This window comes from Bacillus inaquosorum (genome assembly GCF_023238325.1).
Taxonomy (GTDB): domain Bacteria; phylum Bacillota; class Bacilli; order Bacillales; family Bacillaceae; genus Bacillus; species Bacillus inaquosorum.
In genome coordinates this window covers 546,480-570,314 of the sequence record NZ_CP096592.1, presented here as the reverse complement: position 1 = coordinate 570,314, position 23,835 = coordinate 546,480, and the positions used below count along the sequence as shown (strand labels likewise).

At 35.3% G+C, this 23,835-nt stretch carries 20 protein-coding genes and 1 pseudogene; 13 read left to right on the top strand and 8 right to left on the bottom strand.

Annotated elements, in window-relative coordinates:
• Positions 1-163 precede the first annotated feature (163 nt).
• Positions 164-925 carry an MBL fold metallo-hydrolase gene (locus M1M80_RS02940; RefSeq protein ID WP_060397994.1) on the top strand — a complete coding sequence of 254 codons (762 nt, stop codon included), beginning with the start codon at positions 164-166 and terminating at the stop codon, positions 923-925.
• Between the two features lie 288 nt (positions 926-1,213).
• On the opposite strand, the gene fumC is transcribed toward M1M80_RS02940, so the two are convergent.
• Positions 1,214-2,602 (bottom strand): class II fumarate hydratase, encoded by a 1,389-nt coding sequence (fumC, locus tag M1M80_RS02935; RefSeq protein ID WP_060397993.1) that lies wholly within the window; start codon positions 2,600-2,602, stop codon positions 1,214-1,216.
• Between the two features lie 169 nt (positions 2,603-2,771).
• Here fumC and M1M80_RS02930 point away from each other — a divergent pair, with 169 nt between their 5' ends.
• Complete coding sequence (locus tag M1M80_RS02930) at positions 2,772-3,662, top strand: LysR family transcriptional regulator (protein WP_003240517.1); 891 nt, start codon at positions 2,772-2,774, stop codon at positions 3,660-3,662.
• A 746-nt stretch (positions 3,663-4,408) separates the two neighbouring features.
• Here the strand turns inward: M1M80_RS02930 and brnQ are convergent.
• Together brnQ and M1M80_RS02920 are read right to left on the bottom strand one after the other, a co-directional pair.
• Complete coding sequence (brnQ, locus tag M1M80_RS02925) at positions 4,409-5,767, bottom strand: branched-chain amino acid transport system II carrier protein (RefSeq protein WP_060397992.1); 1,359 nt, start codon at positions 5,765-5,767, stop codon at positions 4,409-4,411.
• A gap of 443 nt (positions 5,768-6,210) precedes the next feature.
• Positions 6,211-7,194, bottom strand: coding sequence for a proline racemase family protein (locus M1M80_RS02920; protein WP_003240511.1), 984 nt, complete (start codon positions 7,192-7,194; stop codon positions 6,211-6,213).
• A 202-nt stretch (positions 7,195-7,396) separates the two neighbouring features.
• Here M1M80_RS02920 and M1M80_RS02915 point away from each other — a divergent pair, with 202 nt between their 5' ends.
• From M1M80_RS02915 to M1M80_RS02885, 7 genes are all read left to right on the top strand, one after another.
• A complete protein-coding gene (locus M1M80_RS02915; protein ID WP_003240509.1) occupies positions 7,397-8,773 on the top strand; it encodes a sigma-54 interaction domain-containing protein in 1,377 nt (458 codons plus the stop codon).
• Between the two features lie 363 nt (positions 8,774-9,136).
• Positions 9,137-9,994: a YitT family protein gene (locus M1M80_RS02910; protein WP_003240507.1), complete on the top strand. Its 858-nt coding sequence runs from the start codon at positions 9,137-9,139 to the stop codon at positions 9,992-9,994.
• 697 nt (positions 9,995-10,691) lie between these two features.
• Positions 10,692-11,393, top strand: coding sequence for a response regulator transcription factor (locus M1M80_RS02905; RefSeq protein ID WP_060397991.1), 702 nt, complete (start codon positions 10,692-10,694; stop codon positions 11,391-11,393).
• A gap of 3 nt (positions 11,394-11,396) precedes the next feature.
• Positions 11,397-12,854 carry a sensor histidine kinase gene (locus M1M80_RS02900; protein ID WP_060397990.1) on the top strand — a complete coding sequence of 486 codons (1,458 nt, stop codon included), beginning with the start codon at positions 11,397-11,399 and terminating at the stop codon, positions 12,852-12,854.
• A complete protein-coding gene (locus M1M80_RS02895) occupies positions 12,845-13,981 on the top strand; it encodes a TolB-like translocation protein (RefSeq protein ID WP_080428962.1) in 1,137 nt (378 codons plus the stop codon). Before M1M80_RS02900 ends, M1M80_RS02895 begins: the two co-directional genes overlap by 10 nt.
• Positions 13,982-14,242: 261 nt before the next feature.
• On the top strand, positions 14,243-15,073 hold the full coding sequence (locus M1M80_RS02890; protein WP_060397988.1) for a polysaccharide deacetylase family protein: 831 nt from the start codon (positions 14,243-14,245) through the stop codon (positions 15,071-15,073).
• Between the two features lie 231 nt (positions 15,074-15,304).
• The gene (locus M1M80_RS02885) at positions 15,305-16,192 is read left to right on the top strand and encodes an LCP family glycopolymer transferase (protein ID WP_080428961.1); all 888 of its coding nucleotides are present in this window, start codon (positions 15,305-15,307) and stop codon (positions 16,190-16,192) included.
• A gap of 233 nt (positions 16,193-16,425) precedes the next feature.
• Here the strand turns inward: M1M80_RS02885 and M1M80_RS02880 are convergent, their stop codons facing one another.
• Together M1M80_RS02880 and M1M80_RS02875 are read right to left on the bottom strand one after the other, a co-directional pair.
• Positions 16,426-17,202: a GNAT family N-acetyltransferase gene (locus tag M1M80_RS02880; protein WP_060397987.1), complete on the bottom strand. Its 777-nt coding sequence runs from the start codon at positions 17,200-17,202 to the stop codon at positions 16,426-16,428.
• A 37-nt stretch (positions 17,203-17,239) separates the two neighbouring features.
• Entirely contained in the window at positions 17,240-17,785 is a 546-nt protein-coding gene (locus tag M1M80_RS02875; protein WP_060397986.1) for a TetR/AcrR family transcriptional regulator, read from the bottom strand.
• A 443-nt stretch (positions 17,786-18,228) separates the two neighbouring features.
• Here M1M80_RS02875 and M1M80_RS02865 point away from each other — a divergent pair, with 443 nt between their 5' ends.
• Together M1M80_RS02865 and M1M80_RS02860 are read left to right on the top strand one after the other, a co-directional pair.
• A complete protein-coding gene (locus M1M80_RS02865; protein WP_060397985.1) occupies positions 18,229-18,510 on the top strand; it encodes an HPr family phosphocarrier protein in 282 nt (93 codons plus the stop codon).
• 93 nt (positions 18,511-18,603) lie between these two features.
• Entirely contained in the window at positions 18,604-19,773 is a 1,170-nt protein-coding gene (locus tag M1M80_RS02860) for an MFS transporter (protein ID WP_060397984.1), read from the top strand.
• 121 nt (positions 19,774-19,894) lie between these two features.
• On the opposite strand, the gene M1M80_RS02855 is transcribed toward M1M80_RS02860, so the two are convergent.
• The 3 genes and pseudogenes from M1M80_RS02855 to M1M80_RS02845 form a co-directional block, all read right to left on the bottom strand.
• Positions 19,895-20,488 (bottom strand): YdeI/OmpD-associated family protein, encoded by a 594-nt coding sequence (locus M1M80_RS02855; RefSeq protein WP_060397983.1) that lies wholly within the window; start codon positions 20,486-20,488, stop codon positions 19,895-19,897.
• 583 nt (positions 20,489-21,071) lie between these two features.
• Positions 21,072-21,449: a hypothetical protein gene (locus M1M80_RS02850; RefSeq protein WP_060397982.1), complete on the bottom strand. Its 378-nt coding sequence runs from the start codon at positions 21,447-21,449 to the stop codon at positions 21,072-21,074.
• 138 nt (positions 21,450-21,587) lie between these two features.
• Positions 21,588-21,707 (bottom strand): annotated as a pseudogene (locus tag M1M80_RS02845) (hypothetical protein); the annotation flags it as partial.
• Positions 21,708-21,933: 226 nt separating this feature from the next.
• On the opposite strand from M1M80_RS02845, the gene M1M80_RS02840 reads away from it, so the two are divergent.
• The gene (locus M1M80_RS02840) at positions 21,934-22,821 is read left to right on the top strand and encodes an AraC family transcriptional regulator (RefSeq protein ID WP_060397981.1); all 888 of its coding nucleotides are present in this window, start codon (positions 21,934-21,936) and stop codon (positions 22,819-22,821) included.
• A gap of 492 nt (positions 22,822-23,313) precedes the next feature.
• Positions 23,314-23,775 (top strand): CarD family transcriptional regulator, encoded by a 462-nt coding sequence (locus M1M80_RS02835; protein ID WP_080428960.1) that lies wholly within the window; start codon positions 23,314-23,316, stop codon positions 23,773-23,775.
• Positions 23,776-23,835 lie beyond the last annotated feature (60 nt).

Sequence of the window (23,835 nt, the reverse complement as noted above, 5' to 3'; positions counted from 1 at the left end):
TTTCATTTAATTAACCTGATTCTGCCTTAATGACAATTTATACAAAATAAATTACATACTTTCAAAAATCAAGTCAATCGACAGAAAGACTTGATTTGTTCCATGTATTTATTCAGCGGCTGCCCGTAAACTATACACATCTAAAAAAAAAGGAGTGTTATACATGAACATTCAACAAATCCGTAATGCCACACTTGTTGTCAAATATGCAGGCAAAACGTTTTTAATAGATCCCATGTTGGCTGAGAAGGGTGCTTATCCGCCATTTCCAAACGCGCCAAGACAGGATCAAAACAACCCTTTAGTTGAATTGCCAGCCTCTGTAGACCATATTATTAACGATATTGATGCTGTTATTGTTACCCATCTACACCTCGACCATTGGGATGAGGCGGCTAAAAAGGTATTGCCAAAAGATATCAAGCTGTTCTCCCAAAATGAAGAAGATGCAACAGAAATACGAAATGCCGGTTTTAAAAACGTCGAGGTTTTAACTAAAGACACAGTCTTTGAAGGCATTCAGTTAATTAAAACAAAAGGCGAACACGGAAGAGGAGAAATTCTAAAACTTGCAGGTCTTGTATGCGGTGTTGTGTTCAAACACCAAAGTGAGAAAACATTATATATCGCCGGAGATACAGTCTGGTATGATGCGGTTCAAGAAGAGATTGATACACATCAGCCGGACATCATTGTAGTGAACGGCGGAGATAATCAATTCTTTGAAGGCGGTTCTCTCGTCATGGGTAAAGAAGATATCTATGAAACGTATAAGGCTGCTGCAAAAGCAAAAATCATCGTGAGCCACATGGAGGCTGTCAACCATTGGGGATTATCAAGAGCTGAATTAAAATCTTTTATTCATGAAAAAGGAATCTCCTCTCGTGTCTTAGTGCCTGATGATGGTGAATCATATTCATTATAAATGTTTATTGAAGGACAGAATGGGCATTGAAAACAATTTTTTTGAAACGGTTGAAAAAGACTTCTGCCCTAATAAACTTTGTATTCTACCCGCAATTAGATAGACTGATTCCTGGTGCAAAGATTTAATAGAATCTGAAAAAATAAACGGGGAAATCCGTTATGTTTTCTCTCATGATTCCTTTGGAGTATTTAAAATTTCCTCTATTGAAACTTATGTCAATGGTTTCATCACAATTGAAATAAAAAACTAGTTACTGATTAGTAACTAGTTTTTATCTTAAAAGATTTAAATGTTTGGTTTCACCATATCTTCTGGCTTAACCATCTCATCAAATTGTTCTTCCGTTAATAATTCGAGTTGCACAGCAGCCTCTTTTAACGTCAAGCCTTCTTTATGAGCAAACTTGGCAATTTTTGCTGAATTTTCATATCCGATATAAGGATTCAATGCTGTGACAAGCATCAAAGAGCCGGAAAGATTTTCCTCAATGGTTTTCTTATTAGGTTCAATACCAACCGCACAATGATCATGGAAAGATTTTATTCCATCACTCAGTAACTGTACGGATTGAAGGAAGTTATAGATGATAACTGGTTTAAATACATTGAGTTCAAAGTTGCCCTGACTTGAAGCAAAACCAATAGTTGCATCATTCCCCATAATTTGAGCCGCAATCATGGTAAGGGCTTCACATTGTGTAGGGTTAACTTTACCGGGCATAATGGAGCTGCCGGGCTCATTTTCCGGGATTGAAATTTCCCCGATACCACAGCGGGGACCGCTTGCAAGCCATCTAACATCGTTCGCAATTTTCATTAAGTCAGCAGCTAATGCCTTCATAGCACCATGTACATACGTTATTTCATCATGACTAGTTAAGGCATGAAACTTATTAGGTGAACTTTTAAAATGTTGGCCTGTAAACTTCGAGATTTCCTCTGAGACAACCTCTCCAAACTGTGGATGTGCGTTAATGCCTGTCCCTACAGCCGTACCCCCGATAGCAAGCTCACGCATTTTTTCAGTTGCTTCCAATATCATTTCTTTCGAACGGTCAATCATATATACCCAACCGCTAATTTCTTGTCCAAGAGTTAAAGGTGTAGCATCTTGAAGATGTGTACGTCCTATTTTTACAATGTCATTGAATTTTTTTGCTTTTTCATCTAATGTGTTCCGAAGTTGATCAAGTGCAGGAACTAATTGTTCATAGATAGCTAATACACCTGCAACATGCATCGCTGTTGGGAAAGTGTCATTCGAACTTTGACTGCGGTTGACATCATCATTTGGATGTATGGTTTGTATAGAGCCTTTCTCTTTTAATAAAGCTGTTGCAATGTTTGCTACAACTTCGTTAACATTCATATTGCTTTGTGTTCCGCTTCCCGTCTGCCAAACAACGAGTGGAAAATTATCATCATATTTGCCTTCAAGAATTTCATCACAAACTGCTGTAATAACCTCTGTTTTTTCACTATCCAAATTACCTAGACGATTATTAGCAATAGCTGTACTGCGCTTCAATATAGCAAAAGCCTTAACAATACGGTTAGGCATTTTTTCAGAACCTATTTTGAAGTTCTCTTTACTACGTTGTGTTTGCGCCCCCCAAAACTTATCAGCAGGCACCTTTATTTCTCCAAAAGTATCCTTTTCAATTCGATAGCTCATTTAATAGTTCCTCCTTTTGAACACCCTAATTAATTTAATATTTATATAAAATTTTATTTATTTTGCCGATGAATTTATCATAACACTCATAAATTATGATGTATAATGCATAATAAATATGATTTTAATTCATTTATGTAATGATTTATAAAAAGAGAGGATTTTTTTAATGGAATGGGAACAATTAGAGTACTTCCAAACTCTTGCTCGTATACAGCATGTAACGAAAGCTGCTGAAACTTTATCAATTACACAGCCAGCACTTTCTCGATCTATTGTTAGATTAGAAAATCATTTAGGTGTTCCGCTTTTTGATAGACAAGGCCGGTCCATTAAATTAAATAAGTATGGGGAAATATTCCTCAAGAGGGTTGATTCCATAATTAAAGAATTTACTGAAGGAAAGGAAGCAATTCAATCTCTTTTAAAACCGGATCAAGGTGAAGTGTCTTTAGGCTTTTTACATACCCTGGGTACAACAATCGTCCCACATTTAATTGGAACATTTAAAAATAATTACCCAAAAGTTCATTTTCAACTAAACCAGTCTCACTCTAATTTGCTTTTAGATAAACTAAAATCAGGTGAACTTGATCTCTGCCTACTTGCTTCTTTTCCAGCCGAATCAAATATAATGTGGAAACCCTTATGGAAGGAGGAGCTCTTTTTATTTTTGCCAAAAAATCATGTGTTAGCTACTCGTGAGGATATTACGTTAAACGAAATTGCTAATGAGCCTTTTGTTTTAATGAAAGAAGGTTTCGCTCTTCGAGTGACAATAGATCATATTTTTGAACAGGTTAATATTACCCCAAACATTGTATTTGAAGGTGAAGAAGCTGCTACAATCGCAGGTTTTGTTGCAGCGGGTCTTGGCGTTTCAATTCTTCCTGATTTTAAAGGCTTAGACCAAACAAATATCGTAAAGGTACGTATTAGTTGGCCAAGGTTTGAGCGTGTAGTCGGTATTTCTTGGATTGAAGGGAAGTATCTATCACCTGTCACTGAAAACTTCAAGCAATATATCATCAATCAGTTTCCTCAAATAGATTCGATATAGTATTAAGTTACTGTCATTGCTGGAATGTACAGGATACTCTAGAAAAACTCACATAAAAAAGATACCAGTTTTGCATGGTATCTTCTTTCATATATCCTTTCTTTATTGCGCTCCTGTATTTACTGAACATCACGTCATATACGATCTATAGTTTATCCCTACACCCTTTGCTTCTGCTTAAGAATGTTCCACATTTTAATGGATACAAAAGAAATCAAAACAAATGATACGATAACTAATACAGTACCCACTAAAGACTCACTGAAGTTGATCACAATAAAGCTAGAAAATATTAATAGAGGGATATTCGTAATAATTACAGTTAAAATGTAAACACGATACTTTAACCCAACGGCTGCTGATAAAAAACACACGACATCTGTTGGGGCTATCGGACAAATCATCCCCAATGCCAAAAACTTATAATTGTAAGTCTCCAATAATTTTTTTTAATCTGGATGTTTACGCTCCAAATTCTTCACCATTTTTCCGCTTGAAAACATTTTCGAAAAAAGATAAACCAAGGTTTCGGTTAAAAAAATGCTGCCCTATTCACAGTAATAAACTTATAAAAAAACAAGGCAATTTTAAAAATCGGCTTGTTCCCTAAACATTTTACAAATCAATACTGAACCAGGTTACACGTTTAGTTACTTTATGGCTTACACTCCAAAGCACCATTCCCTGTATTGAATTTATCCCTCTGCTGCCTTTTACGAGCATATTCGATTTGCATAAGGTGTTACTTAAATTTTAGTGATCTCTCTTCCCGGTTTATTAATCAAAATGGCCGGTTCTTTTCTTGCTTTTGCGGCTAGCAGCCCTATAATAAATCCTATCAAGCCTGTAGTCATCCATCCTACTCCATTTTCAAATAACGGAATAAATCCAAAGATATGATTGACGACTTCTGTTAAAAAATTCACTTCCTTTAGGGCATCGAGGATTGCGACAAATCCTACACCAATTACTGTAGCTATATAAACTGATCTATGACCGCTAAACAAATTATTTGTGAAAATTAATACAATCAAGGCAATCGCTATAGGATAGAGTAATAATAGTATTGGAAATGTGAATGTCAGTATAGTACTGAGACCAAAGTTTGTAATAACAAAACTTAAAATAGAAAATATGATCAACCATTTTTTATACGAGACCGAAGGGACAATCCTTTCGAAATACTCAGATACAGCTGCTAAACAGGCAATATTGGTTGTAATCCCCGTTAAAAAAATAACGGTTCCAATGATGCAAATTCCAAACGGGCCAAATAGAGTAATCGCGCTCTGTGCTAACACTTCTCCGCCATTTTCTTTAAAACCAATCGCCTCCACACTAGAAGCTCCTATCCATGCCATTGAAATTTGCAAAGCGACTAAACCAATTATTGTGATAATCCCCGCTTTAATAAATAAAGTGGATACTTCCTTTTCACAACTAATACCTAAGGAACTGATACTTTTAATGAATATCCCTCCAAAAACAAAAGCTGCGAGAACATCCATTGTATAATATCCTTCAGTTACTCCTTTTAAAAAAACTCCGCTCATATACTCTTTCTGAGGCTCACCTATACTTCCCATAGGGGTAATAAGCGATTTTGAAATTAAAATGATTATTAATATTGAAAATACTGGCGTGATAATCTTACCTAGCCGGCCCACAAACTTTGTTGTATTCCATGAGAGAATGATTGTTAGAAAAGTAAATACAAAAGAGAAAATAAGTAAATAAATACTTGTATTCGTTTTTGTATCAACTAATGGATTTATAGCAATTTCGTATAAGACAGAGTTTGTCCGCGGAATAACGTAAATAGGACCGAGCATAAGGAAAAGCAATAATACGAATATTGAGGCAAAAAGCGGATGTACTCTCTCTGCAAGTTTTTCGACAGTTCCTCCTCCGCGAGTTAAAGCAATAATTGCAAGCAGAACCAGCCCAACTCCAGTTATTAAGAATCCACTCATTGCAATCCAAGTATTTGTTCCTGCTTGTTGACCTACCATCGGAGCAAAAATGACGTTTCCTGCACCTAAAAACATGGAAAAAAGCATCAATCCGATTGCAAGAACCTGTGAAAAAGGCAGGCTTTTCTTCATTATTATTCCCCCTCTGTCGAAATAAATCTATATTCTCTATCTAAAAGATAAATCAGTATTTTCTATTACCGATAATGATCCAAAAACAAAAGACTGAGGTAATGGAAATGATTGAAACGGAATCTAAAAATAGTAGTTTTATCATCCTATAAAGGAAATTTTGTGGTCATGTGTTCCGATATCTGTTTTTGCGCCTTAATTGCTTCCTGTTTGTCAAAAACAAATACACCCAGATTGTCAATCGTTGCAGAAATACCCTGAGCATTTAATGCCTTGCCTTACAACCATTTCTTCAATAATTGTACCGGCAACAACAGACTGCGCTCCAAGCTAGCCCCAACGTTTTGCACAGTTATTAAGCAATTTATTTTGAGAAGGCAATAACAAAAAATCTTTTGTGAGTCCCCCATTTAAACTCGTGACACCAGCGATAAACAATTTACCTATTTAAATAAAAAGCCTTCCTTATACGGATCAGTTGCCTCCAATGAGAACTTGTGAATACCAGTCATCCACGCAGCTCCAGTAATTTTAGGTATGATAGCTCTAAAATCCCCAACCTTCGTATAATCAATTACTGTGCCTTTAAACTTGGAGCCAATGATGCTTTCCTGAATGATGTACTCACCTGGTTTAAGCTCTAATGTTGATAGCTTGGCGCATGTACCTGTTCCACAAGGGGACCTGTCGATTTGTCCATCTCCAAACACAACTGCATTCTTATAATGATTCTTGCCTAACTCTAAACTAAATTCGACGAGATCAATTTTATTTATTTCTGGTATGTCAGGATGCCTGATGTTTAATTGTTCATTTGCAGCCCTTCTAATGGCCATACCGAGCGGTGCTATTTTGTCTTGTTCTTCAATGTTAAGTTCGAGACTTAACTGTTCGGCATCGACTATTGCAAAAAAACTTCCTCCAAAGGCTACATCTATCGTTAAATAGCCAATGTCTTCAACGTATACGCTTATATCCTTTTCTAATAAAAATGCTGGAACATTAATGAAAGATACTTCTTTCACTTTTTCTTTCTCGTAGACTACATGGCACTCAACTATTCCAGAAGGCGTATCAAGTAAAACTTTGTCCTTTCTGTCAATTAGGCCATTATTAATAGCAATCGTAATAGATGCAATCGTTCCATGACCGCACATATTCAAATAACTGCCGCTATCCATAAATAAAACACCCAGGTCGCATTTTGAATGACACGGCTCAGTTAAGATGGCTCCAAACATATTGAGATGCCCCCTTGGTTCATGCATAAGAAGTTTACGGATATGATCCATTCTAGCTATCATAAAATGCTTTTTTTCCATCATGGACTTACCTTGGATCTTTGGTATTCCCCCTACTACTATTCTTGCTGCTTCTCCCATGGTATGAGCATCAATAGTCTCAATATAACTTTGCAGTAATTCCATTAATCGATAACCTCCAATTTACAAATTTAAAAGGATATCAATTAATAATGCAAATATTGTGCCAATTTTAAGTATTGTTATTAGTAGCGTAATTGCAACTCTTTCGCCAATTGATTACAATAAAATCGTTAATTAACTTTACATTATTGTAAACAAAGTGACATTTACACTTTACAACCATTTCCTCAAAAGGATGTATGCCATGAAAGATATATCAAACGAGCATTTGCTCTATTATTTGAATACATTAATAGAAACCAGCTCTGATGCGATTACAATTATCAATTCGTCCGGAAAAGTAGTTTATTGGAATTCACATGCACAGGAAATGTACGGGATACCGCTTGAAGATATCAAAAATAAGAAGATTAGTGATTTTTTCAAAAAAGAGGATTTGAAACTGTTAGAAATACTTGAAACCAATAAACCGGTCTTTAATGTCTATCATCAGCCTAGGCCTGATAAACATGTATTAATAAGCTCTTCCCCTATTTTCGATGAAAAGCAAGAATTAATAGGAGCCATTTCAATAGATCAAGATATAACAAATATTGTAATGTTAAACGAAAAATTGACATTGCGGACTACGGAGCTACAGAAAATAAAGCAGCAATATAAATTACAAAAACATTTAGATCCTTTATCTGAAATAAAAGGACATAGTGCTGCTATACAAAATGCAAAGGGATTGGCGTTGAAGGTGGCAAAAACTGATGCTACGGTTTTAATTTATGGGGAAAGTGGAGTTGGAAAAGAACTTTTTGCCCAAGGCATCCATGAAGCCAGTTTAAGAAAGGAGCAACCATTTATTCCAATTAACTGCGGTGCGATCCCAGAAGCCCTTTTTGAAAGTGAATTTTTCGGCTATGAAAAAGGGTCTTTTACTGGTGCCCACAAATCTGGAAAACAAGGGAAAGTAGAAATGGCTGATGGCGGCACTTTATTTTTAGATGAGATTGGCATGCTGCCGCTCGATATGCAAGTAAAATTATTAAGGATATTGCAAGAGAGAGAAGTGTATCGGATAGGAGGAAATACGGCCATAAAAGTTGATATCAGAATTGTTGCGGCAACTAATAGCCACCTAGAGGAAATGGTCAAAAAAGGAGCATTTCGTGAAGACCTATATTATCGTTTAAATGTTGTTACTCTAAATATTCCTCCTCTCCGAGATAGAAATGAAGATATTTCTCTATTGGTTAAAAACTTTGCACAAGAATATTCAACAAAATATCAAAAAGAAACACCGGCTTTAATGGATAGCGCAATGGAATTGTTTACAAGCTATAGATGGCCTGGGAATGTTAGAGAACTTAGGAATGTAGTAGAAAGAATGATTATATTTACGGATAAACTAAATATTAGCGCTGAGGATATTAAAAATGTGTTTCCTGTGGTGACCATAGATAAAAATATAAATAAAGAAGGACTAGCCCATGAGAAAGCTTTATTAGAAAAAGATAAGATCAGGGAAGTTTTAAAAGAAACATATGGAAATAAAAGTGCTGCAGCAAAAATACTTGGGATTTCAAGGGTGAGTCTTTATAACAAGATAAAACAATATAATATTAAAATATAATGATAATCTGCTTTAACTCCTATTCATAACCGTATTCACATCTGATCACGATCGAAGCAACATATAGCTTATACAGCGAAAAACTATATAAATTTTGATTACGTGTGTACTAATAATCTATTTACAATTAATATTGACATCAATCAGGGAAATTTATATAATCATCGGGGATATCGAGCAATCCTCTCAAATGATTTTTTAAGATGTACTTTTAATTGAATAAATTATTTTGAGGAAAGTAGAGAAATAAATAAGTATCGTAATTCTTTCGTCTTAGAAATTGATTATGTTTTTAACATAACAATATCTGAGACGTTTTTTATTATTTTTTATGCAAATCCTATAGAAAAGGAGGTTTTTATAATGAAAAATATTTACAAAGATGTCCTTTTAATTATCATTGGAACATTTCTAATTGCTGCATCTATTGAGTTTTTTGTTATTCCAAATAAATTAGGTGATGGAAGCACAGTTGGTATTGCTTTAGTTTTATATTATCTATTTCATATACCAACAAGTATAAGTACGTTTCTAATAAACCTTGTTTTTATAGCTGCAGCTTATAAATTCTTAACAAAGAAAACGATCCTTTATACCACATTCGGGGCCATTATGACGTCTGTTTTCCTTAAGATTGTAAGCTTTATTCCATTTGCCATCCATGACATCATTTTAGGTATTGTGTTTGGAGCTTTATTAATGGGGGCAGGGCTCGCCATGATTTTTATTGCAGATGGTTCTACCGGAGGAACCACTCTTATGGCTTATTTATTAAATTATACTAAAGGGTATAGTATTTCAAAAAGCTTATTCTATATGGATAGCTTCATTATATTTGCCTCCATATTTGCTGTGGGAATTAATAACACATTATACACGTTTATTTTTGTTTATTTGTGCGTCAAGATCGTCGATATAATGATTGAAGGTTTTCATAATAAGAAAGCTATGACCATTATGTCAGATCAATATGAAAAAATTGCACAGTTCATTACTAGTGAGTTCGGCAGCGCCGCAACTATATTTTATGGATATGGTTATTATGCTAATAAGGATAAACGTATTATCTATGTTGTCATTAAAAAGAACGAGCTGCTAAAAATTAAAAAGAGTGTTCAAGACATTGATCCAAACTCCTTTATCGTTATTCATGAAGTGAAAGAAGCGGTAGGCGGGAAGTTCGGATTGATGAACAATAAGTTAGCTAAAAAGGCAAATTAAATAAACAGATTTTTAATTTATTTGCTGCTATTAACTTTTTGATGGAGAGTGGAGGAGTGCTTATTAAAAAGCTCACTCCTCCCTAAATATTTCAAGCGTTTGAAATCATTCATTACCTCCACTTATAAATAAACCACTGATTATGCACATGTCCTTGGTGCCATGTCTGTTAAAGTAAGCGCCTGTCCATTTCCTTCCGCCATTTCCACAAGGGTATAACTAATAGTTTTACTCTATGAAATACAAATCATTTTTTATAAGATTATTAGCTATATAATTTCCAAAGATAGTTTTTCCGAATTATTCCATACAAGTTCAAGGTCATGTTGGCTATTTGCATAAAGATATAGTTTTCTTTTCAACTCTTTATTCTTGATATCTATAAATGCGGATTGTCATAGGAGTAATGCTGAACGATGAGCGTTGATGCCGTATCCTTTAATTATATAATCAATGAATGCATGATATGGGACAGAAATAAACATCTTTTTATCCAGAATTTCTGTCTCTTTCAATCTTTAATTTCATTTGGAGTTTGAAGCGAAGTTTTTCTTTGCAGGCAATGATTCCCCACAATCTCCAAGTGTTGTATGATCTGAAGTTAAACTCTATTGAAAGGATGCTATAATAAATTGATATTGTAAACTAAGACATATAATAAATAAATATAATGATGAAATAGGGAATGAATGAAATAATGAATAAAACTAAAATACTTATTATCGAAGATGACGAAGCAATAGCTGATCTGCTTTCATACGGACTTACGCAAGAAGGTTTCCACACGTGTACTGAGGCTAACGGAGATTTAGGGATGAAACAACTAGACCAATTCAAACCCGATCTTCTGCTGCTCGATTGGATGCTGCCAGATTGCAGCGGATTGGATATCTGTAAAAAAGTAACCCATCAATATAATATCCCTATACTTATGATCACCGCAAAGTCAGACATCACTGATAAAGTACTTGGGTTGGAATTTGGGGCTGATGATTATATTACAAAGCCATTTGACTTGCGCGAGGTTATCGCCAGAATTCGTACGATACTTAGGCGCCTTGAACAAGCTAACCACGTAAACGACCGAGGAACGTCTAATGAGGATCATATTCAGTTTAAGAATATTGTGATCACCCCAGATGAGAGATTAGTTAAAAAAGACGGGATCATTGTTGATTTGACTCCTAAAGAATTTGATCTGCTTAAGACGTTGATTGACCATCGGGGGAAAATCTTTACACGTTCAGAGCTGTTGGAATTCGTCTGGGGATACGATTTTGCCGGGGATACACGTACGGTAGATACTCATATTCAAAGACTCCGTAAAAAACTGGATGCAAGTGACTTGATTAAGACAGTGTTTGGCATCGGATATAAATTTGAGAAGCAGGAGGAGTAGAGAGTGTTTCGGACCATCAAGGGTAAATTCATTATTGGTTTTTTTCTGATTTTCTCTCTCTCTTTCCTCGTGCTTAATCAAACGGTCAAAAGCGTCATTTGGTCTAGTAATGAAAAAATTGTGACCTCAGATTTAATAGAATTGAAAAAAAACAGTATCGTGTATATCAACCAAGCATTTTTAATCAATCATTATAAAAACAATGAACTTTATTTCGGCGATATGGCCGAAGAAATCGTGGAGAGTTTAACTCATTCAACTGGAAGCAATGTAGGTGTTTATACCGTGGATGGCACTTTGTTGTCTTCTTCTAATAAAACGGTGTTTTCGCAAGGCAGTGATGAGGACCTAAAAAAAGCGGTTAACGGAAAGAATGCTTACCATATCACCTATGATCGAAATAAAGCACAGGTGTCTTTCTCTTATCCAGTTATCATTGATGGTGCAAAAGTTGGCATATTACGCTTTTCTAAAGATTTTAATCTGCTTTACAAACAAAGCGGAGAGATTTTAAATATTATTTTTTATATCGCACTTGCTATTTTTGTGGCGGCCTTCCTATTCTCTTATATACTCTCCAGACACATCACAATTCCAATTGTCAAGCTGACAAAGGCCACCTCAGAAGTCAAAAAGGGAAAGCTGGATGTTGATATTCACTTTTCTAGAAAAGATGAAATCGGCCAGCTTACTAGTAATTTCAATGACATGATTACCACAATTAGAGATCAAATTTCAACCATCGAAAAAGATCGGGATCGGTTAAAGGAACTTAACGAACAGGAAAAACGTTTTTTTGACAATATGACGCATGAGCTAAAAACACCTTTGACTTCTATTCAAGGCTACGCCGAGATCATAAAAGAAAAAGGGGAATCGGATCAGAAGTTTTTTGATAAAGGAATGAATCATATTGTTGATGAAAGCCGGCGCCTGCACAATTTGGTCATAAAACTTCTTGAGGTATCTCGAGAAACATCTAAAGATCGTAATTTCGATAGGATTGATGCTGGAACCGTTTTGAAAGATGTATGCGAATCTATGAGAATTCGTGCAGAACGATATAAAAAAAGGATCATCTGTGAAATTGAAGAAGGCCTCTATGTTTATGGTCAAATGAATAGACTGCGCCAGCTTTTTATTAATCTTCTGGATAATGCGATCAAATACAGTTTATCGAATTCAAATATCATAATTAAGGCTAACGTTATTGGAGACCAGGTTCTTTTTATATTCAAGAATCCAAGTGATCCGTATGATGACAACCAATACACAAAAGTGTTTCAGCCTTTTTATTCGGTAAACCAAAAGGTCTCAGAAGAAGGAAGTGTAGGCTTGGGCTTAAGTATAGTTAAAACAATTGTTGAGGAACATGAGGGAACAATCAAAATGTTCTACAAAGAAAACCATACAAATATCACCATTGAACTAGCTTACATGAAGGTTGAGAAATCATCATGAAGAACAAACAGTTTATTATTTTATTAGGCATATTATTGATTTTCTTGATTTTTGTATCCAGTTATAATGTGGGAAAGAAATCGGAAACGATTATTATTCCAAACGAGGAAGAGAATCATATTGATGATAATCAAAAGTCAGGCTCCTTTCAAGTGAAGAAGATATATCGCCTCCCCAAAGCTGACGAGTTGCTTGGATGGTCTTCATCGAACTCTATAGTCGGTTTTTTCAAAGGAGATGACACAACTGAACATGAAACGCATCAGCTTCAGCGTCTTTCCTTCCCTTTTGAAAAACCTGAGACGCTGAAAAGCATTGAAAGCAACACTATCAACTTAAAGATGTCTCCAGATGGAAAGAACATCGTCGGATCAACAATGTCATCGGATAGGACAACATTAAATCTGATGTCATTGACGAACAGAAACAAAAAGGAAATCGCCAGCTTTGCATCTAACAAAAATGCCTTTGTACAGGATGTTTCATGGTCAAATAATAGCAAATCCATTTGTTATCTTGTCATAGATCCTGCGAAAAATGGCCAGACTGCAGTCAATGTATACAATATAGATTCCGGAACGCTCAAAACGTATCCATTGAAGAATGTGGATGAAAAAGAGTCGCTTACAGCAGTTTCTATTTCAGATGATGGACGCAAGGTGCTGCTTACGGCGTTACACGGGCAACAATATCGCATTATGACGGGGAACGTTAGCGATGATGGCATCACTGTTCAGAAAAAGCGCCAGAACAGCTATGCCGAACCTGTTTGGTTAAACAATGACCAGTTTGTATTTTTAAGTACCGGAGAAACCTTGTATGAATACGATCTCAGAAACAGTGAGCTTTCTGTTCTGCTCGAAAATGTAGCGGTTTTCAAAATATCAAATGATCGAAAGAAAATTGCTTACTCTTTATATGACAAGGACAATACGTATGCAGGAAAGCTGCAAGGGAAAAATATCCTGTTCGCAGAGCCAATATACCATGGCACCAATCCATCAGAAATATATTGGAGTCCGGATGGCAGCAATCTGCTCGTATATAACCAAAATCCATATTCCGCTATGGAAAGTTCATCGGCCCGATTTTTTGATGATCACTCTTATATCATAACATTTAAATAATCTGCCGCTTTATGCTTAAAACCTTATTTCTGTTGAAGACGGAAATAAGGTTTTTTATTGCAATCTGCTAGTCTATATGCTGTTTCCTTCTTTTTTGACATTTTGTTTACAAGTTGATCAAACTTCTGCGATATCTTCTCTTTATATTAAAAGAGCATCATTTCTATCAAACTTTGCCCCGGAGTTTAATTGACTTTCTAATCGATGTAACTGGTTTTAAAAAAACTAGTTTTGATATCTACAATTGAGGAGTTGGAAAAAGTGTCAAATTCACCAAGAAGGGACCGTAAATTGAATCAAATAGGCAAAATAGGTTTTGGGATATTGATTATTCTAGGTATAGCTTTATTATGCATTTCTTGGAAAGCACTTGCCGGTCCAAAGCAGGAACCCATAAAAGAAAGTGCTGCTGCTTCTGAGCAGATGCACAAAGAAAAGAACAAAAATGCAGCAGAAAAAAAGGAAGAAAAAAAATCATCATCTGAAATCGGAAAGGTGGTCTATTTAACTTTTGATGACGGCCCAAACCCTGCTGCTTCAGAAAAAATTATGGATTTGCTCCATAAATACAATGCAAAAGGAACGTTTTTTATGTTAAAACCTAATCTCGAGCGAAATCCTGATCTTGTGAGAAAAATGGTGGAAAGCGGTCACTCTGTTGGGTCTCATGGCGTGACGCATCAGGTTTCCGAAATCTATAAATCCCCTGAAAGCTTTGCTACAGAAATGAACGACACGCTTGATTTTATCAATGAAACGACCAAAATCAACACACATTTGATAAGAGCACCTTACGGGTCAAAGCCCTACATTACCGGCCCATTTAGAGAAGTTGTTAAGCGCGATCATTTTAATCTATGGGATTGGACAGTAGACTCAGAGGACTGGAAGTACTCTCACGGCGAATTTGTAAAAAATACAATTCAACAAGTAAACAATCTTGTCGGGAAAGAGCCGCTTGTTGTATTAATGCATGAAAAACCGACTACTGCGGCATATCTAGAAGAATTATTAAAATATTTCCGGGAAAGCGGCTACGAAATGAAAGCAATTGATGATTCAATAAAACCGGTACAATTCAGATTCAATTGAAGTAAAAGTCTAACAATAAAATCATGATTAAGGTATCTTATATTAGCTTAAAAATATCACAGAGATGAAGGAATTATTTATGAGGGAACCGTTAACCTTTTTAACACAATTTCATTCCAAAAATATCTGAGATACGAAGCATAAGATACAGTGCATAACAACTTGTATAGGAATCTACCAACTTGTTTAGAAAGGATTATGATAGTGAAAATTGGGAGAAGGAAACTGAAAATGCAAAGTATTATATTGTTTATTCTAGCCCTCTTGTTAACCATTGGAGGCCTGACTTGCTACAGTATTTACCGCAACGTAGCAAAATCAGTCAATCATATGTATGAGCCTCTACATAGAGATTCCAAGCAACAAGATGATGGTATTGGGCATGATCCTATATCCATTCTTTTGCTGGGAGTAGATGAGCGCCCCGGTGATAAGGGGCGCACTGATTCGATGATCGTACTGACTGTAAATCCAGAGACTAAAACATCAACAATGGTAAGCATACCGCGTGATACCAGAGTATTTATGCAATCAAAGAATACCAATATTAAAATAAACGCAGCCTATACTTATGAAGGAATTGAAGGTACCGTTCAAACCGTCGAACAATTTTTAAACATTCCAATCAACTATTATATCAAAGTGAATATGGAAGGTTTTAAAGATATTGTAGATGCTATTGGCGGTATCAAAGTGAATAATGATTTCCCTTTCACCCTTGAAGGCGTACATATACCAAAAGGGGAACAGCACATTGATGGAAAGATCGCTCTTAAATATGCACGGATGAGAAAAGAAGATCCACGCGGTGATTTTGGGCGGCAGCAGCGGCAGCGTGAAATCATTAACGAAATTATTCACGAAGGTGCACAATTAAAATCATTAGCAAATTACCAAGGGATTTTAACCGCATTAGAAGAAAATATTCAAACGAACTTAACACTTGATAAAATGATTGATATTCAACGTTCTTATAAAGAAGCCGTTAACAATATTCATCAGATAGAAATAAAAGGTGATGATAAAAAAATAGATCACTTATGGTTCCATGTTGTAACTGATGAAACGAGAAAGGACTTATCGAAAAAACTTCGCCAGCAACTGAATCTAGAATCTTAAAATAAATTCATGACCTATTACTCAGGTATAGAGAAGAGTTTTTATCTCTTCTCTCATTTTTTCGTGAATATTTTATATCTCGTTTTATGCCCCAACTGCGTCCCGCTATTTTAACTTCTTTTACAAACGAATCACTTTCTATATGGGCCACCGCTGACAATAGAATCCGACTGATTTTCACCGGTACTCTCCCCTTTTTTAATTGTTCATCTTGCTTTACTGCTTATATACGGTTATCCAGAATAGAAAATAGAATATTCGTTTTTTGCCTTAAAGCCTAGTTTAGTTGCTAAAGTGATGGACGAATTGTTATAAACATCACAATCCCAACTAGGAATAATCCCATTTTTCAGACAAAATTCTATAAATTCACTTCCAACACAGTAAGCTAAACCCATGCCTCTATATTCTTCAAGTGTATAGATATCCATTTCTGCATGATTATGCCCTAAAAATATAGAGGTACACTCACTTACAACATGATTGCCATGTACTACAGCAAATCCAAAGCCATTTGCAGAAAAATGTGAGACAGAATCCCAGTACTCCTTATAATAAGCTCTGTTAAAAGCTGTGCTGTTAGAAATGATGTCTTCGTCTATTCTTTTCAATATAAGCCCCTTTGGAAGTCTCAAAACCGTTTTAGAAGGTTTTTGCTGAAAAGAAAATGCCATTCTTTTCATTTGGTTCAATTCATCTTTCAGTATTGTTTTCATTACTCTATCCCATGTATCGCTAGAAGAAAACAAGGTAAATCTTTTTGTTGATTTCGATTGTGCTTCATAAAATCCAGCAATGAAATCGTTAAATTCTTGATTCCCGTGTTCTCCCGCAATATAATAAATTCCTGATTCAGTCCCTATAAAAAACGATTTAGGCAATGTTTGATCATCTACATAAACAACTCCCGGAATCGTTTGATCTAATATTGAATACACAAATGTTGGGCAACATTTGTTTTGAAACAATGTTATCAAGCCATTATATTTTTCTTTGCTTAACTCTTGCAAACTGACAACTCCTTGGAGAATCCTAGAAGTAGATAAATTATACAATCCTCTCTAACAATTCCCCCACTTTTTCTGCCATGACACGAGGCGGATAAGGCATTTCGTTTTTTAACCACCATTCCACTACCCCTACGTAAGCATTTGCAACAAATTCAACAATGACATCTTCACTTTGGCCGTGATTTTTTCCTTTCGTTATATCGACATCTTTCTTAAACTCTTCGATATTAAACTTAAGGAACTGGCTGCGAAAATATCGCGCTCCTTCACTGGCTAACATCGTTGAAAAGAATAAATAATTACTCTCAAGGTATTCCATGCAGTGTACAGTCGATTCAATCCAATCCATTTCAGCTGCCGATTCACAAAAATCCCCCATATTATTTATATGTTCTTCCATGATTTTATCCAACAGATCAAATTTATCTAAATAATGAAGATAGATGGTTCCTCGATTAACATTTGCTCTGTCAGCAATATCCTTAATTGTAATGTTATCAAAACTTTTTTCAGTCATCAGCTCAATCAGAGCCCTCTTAATAGCTTCTTGGCTTTTTGTTATTCTTCTATCCACTTTGGTCATAGCTGGTCACCAAACTTTCTTAAGATAATCAACAATTTCGTTTGAAATGTTGAATAATCAACAAATTGCATGAATTTAACCATTGTACACACTATTTTTCTATTTACAATAATAAACAACTGCTGATTCATTAATCAATAATGCTTTTCCTTTTCAAATGACGTCAATGTCCATTTTAGTTACAAAATCCTATTCTGTTCATCGCAGGTGAAAATGCCACTCCAGGTACTTCAGCGAAGATACTTACAAATTGGCGGCAAACTCAATGCAGGGCATGTGGATCTGTACGACAAAAAGCAGTACATCCCGTTTTACAAGCTTGAGTCCTTCTTCGAAGAGAATCTGAAGAAAAAATGAGGCTTTTAAAACCTCCTCTCTTAGCTTTTTAAAAAGGTTTTATTAAAGGTTACATTGGTGTCAATCATGATCATATGAGGTGAAGAATGATTAAAAAACAATTTACGATCATTAAGGAAACAGGATTTGCGAGACCAGCAACCTTGTTAGTAAGTTTATCTCATCGATTTACATCAGATATTTTTCTTAAATATCGAGGAAAAACTGTTAATCTAAAACACTCACCTAAATCCATAATGGATATTATGGACTTAGGAATAAAACCTGGAACCCAAATATATATACAGGCTGATGGAGCGGACGAGGCGCAGGCTATACAATTCATTAAAGATTATTTAATAAAAAGAGATTATGTACAGGAAACTTGATGTCCGCCCATCAAAGGTGGACCGGATATATATACCCTAAAAAATGTAAACCTGTAGCCTAATTATTAAATACTGAAGTTAGGGGTTGCTTGTTTGACCAAACGAAATAATTTATTAATATTTATATTGACCGTTGGAACTTTTGGCATTATAAACACCGAAATGGGAGTTATCGGGATATTACCTTTCATTGCTGATTATTTTCATATTAGTGTATCTAAGGCAGGATGGCTGGTGAGCCTCTTTGCACTTACTGTTGCTATATGCGGGCCAACTATGCCGTTATTATTTTCCGGGATAAACCGCAAGAAGGCAATGTTGCTTGTACTTGGTATTTTTGTTCTTGGTAACATAGTCTCTCTATTTGCAACAAACTTTACGATCGCAATAATTGCTCGAGTGATTCCAGCCATTTTTCATCCCATTTATTTTTCAGCGGCTTTTACAATAGCTGCTCACTCAGTTCCCAAGGAAGAATCACCAAAGGCTGTTGCTAAGGTAATTATGGGAGTGTCTGCAGGTATGGTGCTTGGTGTGCCAATCGCAAGTTTTCTTGCTAGTACGCTTTCGCTTCAAATGGCCATGTCATTCTTTGCTATCGTGAATGCTCTAACATTCATTGCTACATTCGTATTTTTCCCTTCTATGCCTGTAAAAGAAAGACTTTCTTATGGAGCACAGGTAAGCGTATTAAAAAAAACAGTTACTTGGCTTTCCATTATCGCTGTTATTTTAATAAACTCAGCAATATTCGGGGTGTATAGTTATCTTGCGGAATATCTGAAAACAGTTACGGAAATGTCTCCAAATACAATTAGTTTAATATTAGTCATCTTCGGCGGGGCGAATATGATTGGAAACATTGCGGCAGGTAAGTTACTCACTAAAAACCCCATCAAATCTGTCATTTTTTATCCATTCATATTAGGAATCGTGTACATCATATTATTTTTAATAGGGCAGTTTACTTTACCTATGGCTATCATTACTTTAGTTTGGGGAATAGTAGCTGGGATAGGAAATAATATCAATCAATATTGGATTACATCTGCAGCTCCAGAAGCTCCTGATTTCGCTAATGGATTATTTTTAACATCCGCTAACTTAGGAACAACCATTGGTACAGCTGCAGGCGGATTATTTATATCAGTATTTGGTATGCAATACGTTGTATTAGTGGGATTTTTATCAGTCATATTAAGCTTGATATCAATTTTACTAAGAACTTCTTTGTATAGTCCCGCGAAACAATTTTTCAGATGAACTGTACACCCGGATGGTAGGTGAAATTTAAAAACATACCAATATTATTTGGTATGTTTTTCTTGTTTAGGCAGACCTTCAGCATTGTGAACAAGTTCCATGTATGTTCTCATCGATCACACTAATCCTTTAATCCCTTTCCATTGAGGATTTTCTCCATATATTTTTCAATCCTTGACTCTCGTGTTTTGGATTGTTTGGCTTGAGAAAAATAAAGAATGTATGCTCTTTGCCGCCCCGGGGTTAATGCTTCAAAAGCAGCTTTCAAGGCAGGGATTTGATCGAATTTATTTTGAAGTTCTTCAGGAATTTTATATTCTGTATCCTTTTTAAAATCCACTTCCAAACCGGCTTTTTCAACCTCAATGGCTTCATGAATATAGGCTTTCAAGATCGTTTCCATTTCAACTATTTCCTGAACATTGGTGAACCGAATCTGGCGTGCCGCCTGTACATTCTCCGTTTGTTGGATGAGAATCCCATGGTCATCCTTTATCAAGGCACCTTTGTGAAACAGAAGCGCACAATATTCTTTAAATCCATGTATTAAAACGATGTTTTTACTATTAAACGTGTAACAAGGATGCTTCCACTTAAATTCTTCGGTCAGCTCAAAGTCAAGACAGATATTTCTTAACTTCTCGTATTCTTCCTTCCACTTTGTAGCTTTATTTAAAAATTCATCAACCTTAGGATTCGTTCTGCTATATGACATCATGATCCCCCTCTTTCCGGAGCAGTTCGGTTTATTCCTTTGCATTATTCCACTAACAATTTTTTAGGCTCTTCCCGATTCTACATAGATATCACGCTCTGTTTTTCTTCATCCCCTCCCCCTGCCCTGTCAATTTTATTTTTGACATCACGGTATTTGTTTTATTCTCCTATCATCCATTGTATAGGTTCAAACTATATGATTTATTCAATAGATTAAGCTTACGGTGAAGATTATGCAACCATAAAAAAAGGCTTGGACAAGAAACTGCTGACCGTTTAGAGGACTTACTTTGAGGTAAATAGGAAATTTGCGGGCTGTTGCATTTCACGTCGAAATACATCTCCTGATTTATAATAAACGTTATCAATGCAGGAAATCTTATAAGATATGCCCCGGTACACTTTGCTATTCAAGTGCTACACCCAAGTCATCAAGGGCTATATCCATGTTCATAACATAAAAAACCTACAAAAAAAAGAGAAGGCCTCTTTCCATCGAAATTTGGAATAAAGCCTTCTAACCTTGTTTATTATTTCACCGTCAACTTGGCAGGGATAGTTCATTAAATGTAACTATTTTATTAGTATTTAACTTCTTTATTCTTACCAATTAATAAGGTTACTGCAACACTAGTTATGCTAACTAAAGTTCCTGCAATAGAAAGAAGAATTGTCAAAAAGCCATTGGGAATAAGAAATCCAATTGGAATGAGCCCCATAAAAGTTAAAACAATAAAACATTGGTATACTCCAGATATTATTCGTACAACCCAGTTACCAAAAAAGGACATGACTAAAGGAGGGATGAATAAAAATACAACGATCCCAATTGATATCATTAAAATAATAGGCTCATCAAATGAAATGACATTATCTCCAGGGAAATTTTTAGCGGCCACAAGTACAACAATTATAGACATAATTAGCGTAAGAAAAACCAGAGAAAACCTTTTTAACAACGTTATGACTCCTTTTTTTTAAACGTACTAAAAACGGGTATCCTGCTTTTTTTCAATTTCCATAACCACTTTATGTTATTCAATGAAAAAATATGAATGCAGTTCTATTTTTCATTAATTCTTCTAGTGAACTGATAAAGCTCTTGCAATATCAATTCGTTGACGTTGACCTCCTGAAAACTTCACTCCTTTTTCGCCAATTACTGTAATGTAACCTTTATCTAACAACATAACAAATTCATGGAAATCAGACAATTCAAAACCTACAGCGCTTCAAAAAAGAAATTTCAAAACAAACCACCGAATAATTGTTGTAGTATGCATATGTCTTTATAGAATGTTTTAAGAAACCAAAAAAATACCTGTACAAATACAGGTGAATAACATACTTTATTACATATAAGTTATCCTGCAAAACTGTGCACGGAATGTCGGGTAGATACTTTTCACTCCTGTTATTCTTTTGTTAAAGGAGGTCAAATAAATGGATTCGCTTAAAAGGATGAATAGAGCATTAACGTATATTGAAGAAAACCTCACTAATGATATTGATTTTAAAGAAGTAGCGAAGCTTGCTTTCTGCTCTGATTATCATTTTAAAAGGATGTTTTCCTTCCTTGCAGGTATTTCATTATCGGAATATATCCGTCGCAGACGTCTTACTCTTGCAGCTTTTGAACTTAAAGACAGCAACGTAAAGGTTATTGACATTGCAATAAAGTACGGTTATAACTCACCAGATTCCTTTGCACGAGCATTTCAAAATTTGCATGGCATAAGACCATCAGAAGCTAGAAATAATGGCCATTCACTTAAAGCTTATCCACGAATGACCTTCCAATTATCAATCAAAGGAGGAAGTGAAATGAACTATCGTATTGAAGAAAAAGAGGCATTTCGCATCGTTGGCATTAAAAAAAGAGTTCCCATTATTTTTAAAGGGGTTAATCCGGAAATTGCATCTATGTGGAACAGTTTAGATGAAGAGGCAATCAATAAACTTAAAAAGCTTTCTAATGTAGCGCCTTTGGGTCTGATTAGTGCATCCACGAACTTTTCTGAAGGTCGGTTAGAGGAAAAAGGAGAGCTCGATCACTATATTGGCGTAGCCACAACGAAACAGTGTCCAAATAACCTCTCACAGCTTGAAGTTCCTGCCTCAACGTGGGCTGTATTCGAAGCAATCGGACCATTTCCGGATACACTGCAAGAAGTATGGGGACGCATTTATTCCGAATGGTTTCCATCGTCAAATTATGAACAAATAGAAGGTCCAGAAATACTGTGGAACGAGCATAAGGATGTAACATCACCATCTTTTAAAAGTGAAATTTGGATACCAATTTCAAAAAAGAGAAATAAGAGGAACTAAAGGTTCTTTAAGGAAGGGGTCTAACCCCTTCCTCTTTCAACGTCAGCAAACATTTCATAAGCTGGGTGAATTATTCTAACACTAGGTCCTCAACATTATAAAACCATATCACTGGTTATGAAAGCATGTTTTTCATTACACTCTCTATCCTCCACTCTATAAGTTTTCACGTATTATGGTTGAAAATTGGTGATTAAATTTGTGCCCATATAGATCAGCAAACATGTCATTGATGCCAAGTCATGAATTCCTAAAGGAGCTTTAATAACTCATTTTTAATGAAAAACTGATTTATATACATGGACCCATTGACATTTCCTTTATTGGAAATCCGACAAGTTCCCTATTGTTTTGATGTTATTTTTGCTTGATCTGATTTTATAAAAAAAGTTATTGACAACAAAAAATTAATCATGTTATTATTAAAAGTTTGATAATCCACCTCCATATATGGTAACCTTAAGAAGGTTACCATATATGGAGGTGGATTATATGTTTCAAATTGGCGATAACATTGTTTATCCAATGCACGGAGCAGGTATAATTGAAGCCATAGAAGAAAAAGAAATCTTAGGAAAAAAACAACAGTATTATGTCATAAAAATGACTATTAGTAATATGCAAGTTATGATTCCAACGCGTAAAATATTGAGTTCAAGTATACGACCAGTTACTGATATACGTGCATTAAAACACATTATACACATTTTTCAGCATGGAGAATCAGATAGGTTACTGCCGTATAAGCAAAGGTTTATAGTAAACACGAACAAAATAAAAACGGGTGAAATACAAGAAGGCGCTGAAGTTGTACGTGATTTAATGCGTATGAAGAAAGAAAAAGCACTTAATGCAAGCGAAAAAAAAATGTTGGATAATGCATATGAATTTTTGATTAGTGAACTGGAAGTAATTAAAGGAATCACTGAAAAACAAATAAAAAGTTTCTGTTAAGATTAATTATAGATCATGTATTGCATAAATACCCTGAATTTTCCGATAATATTATGATAA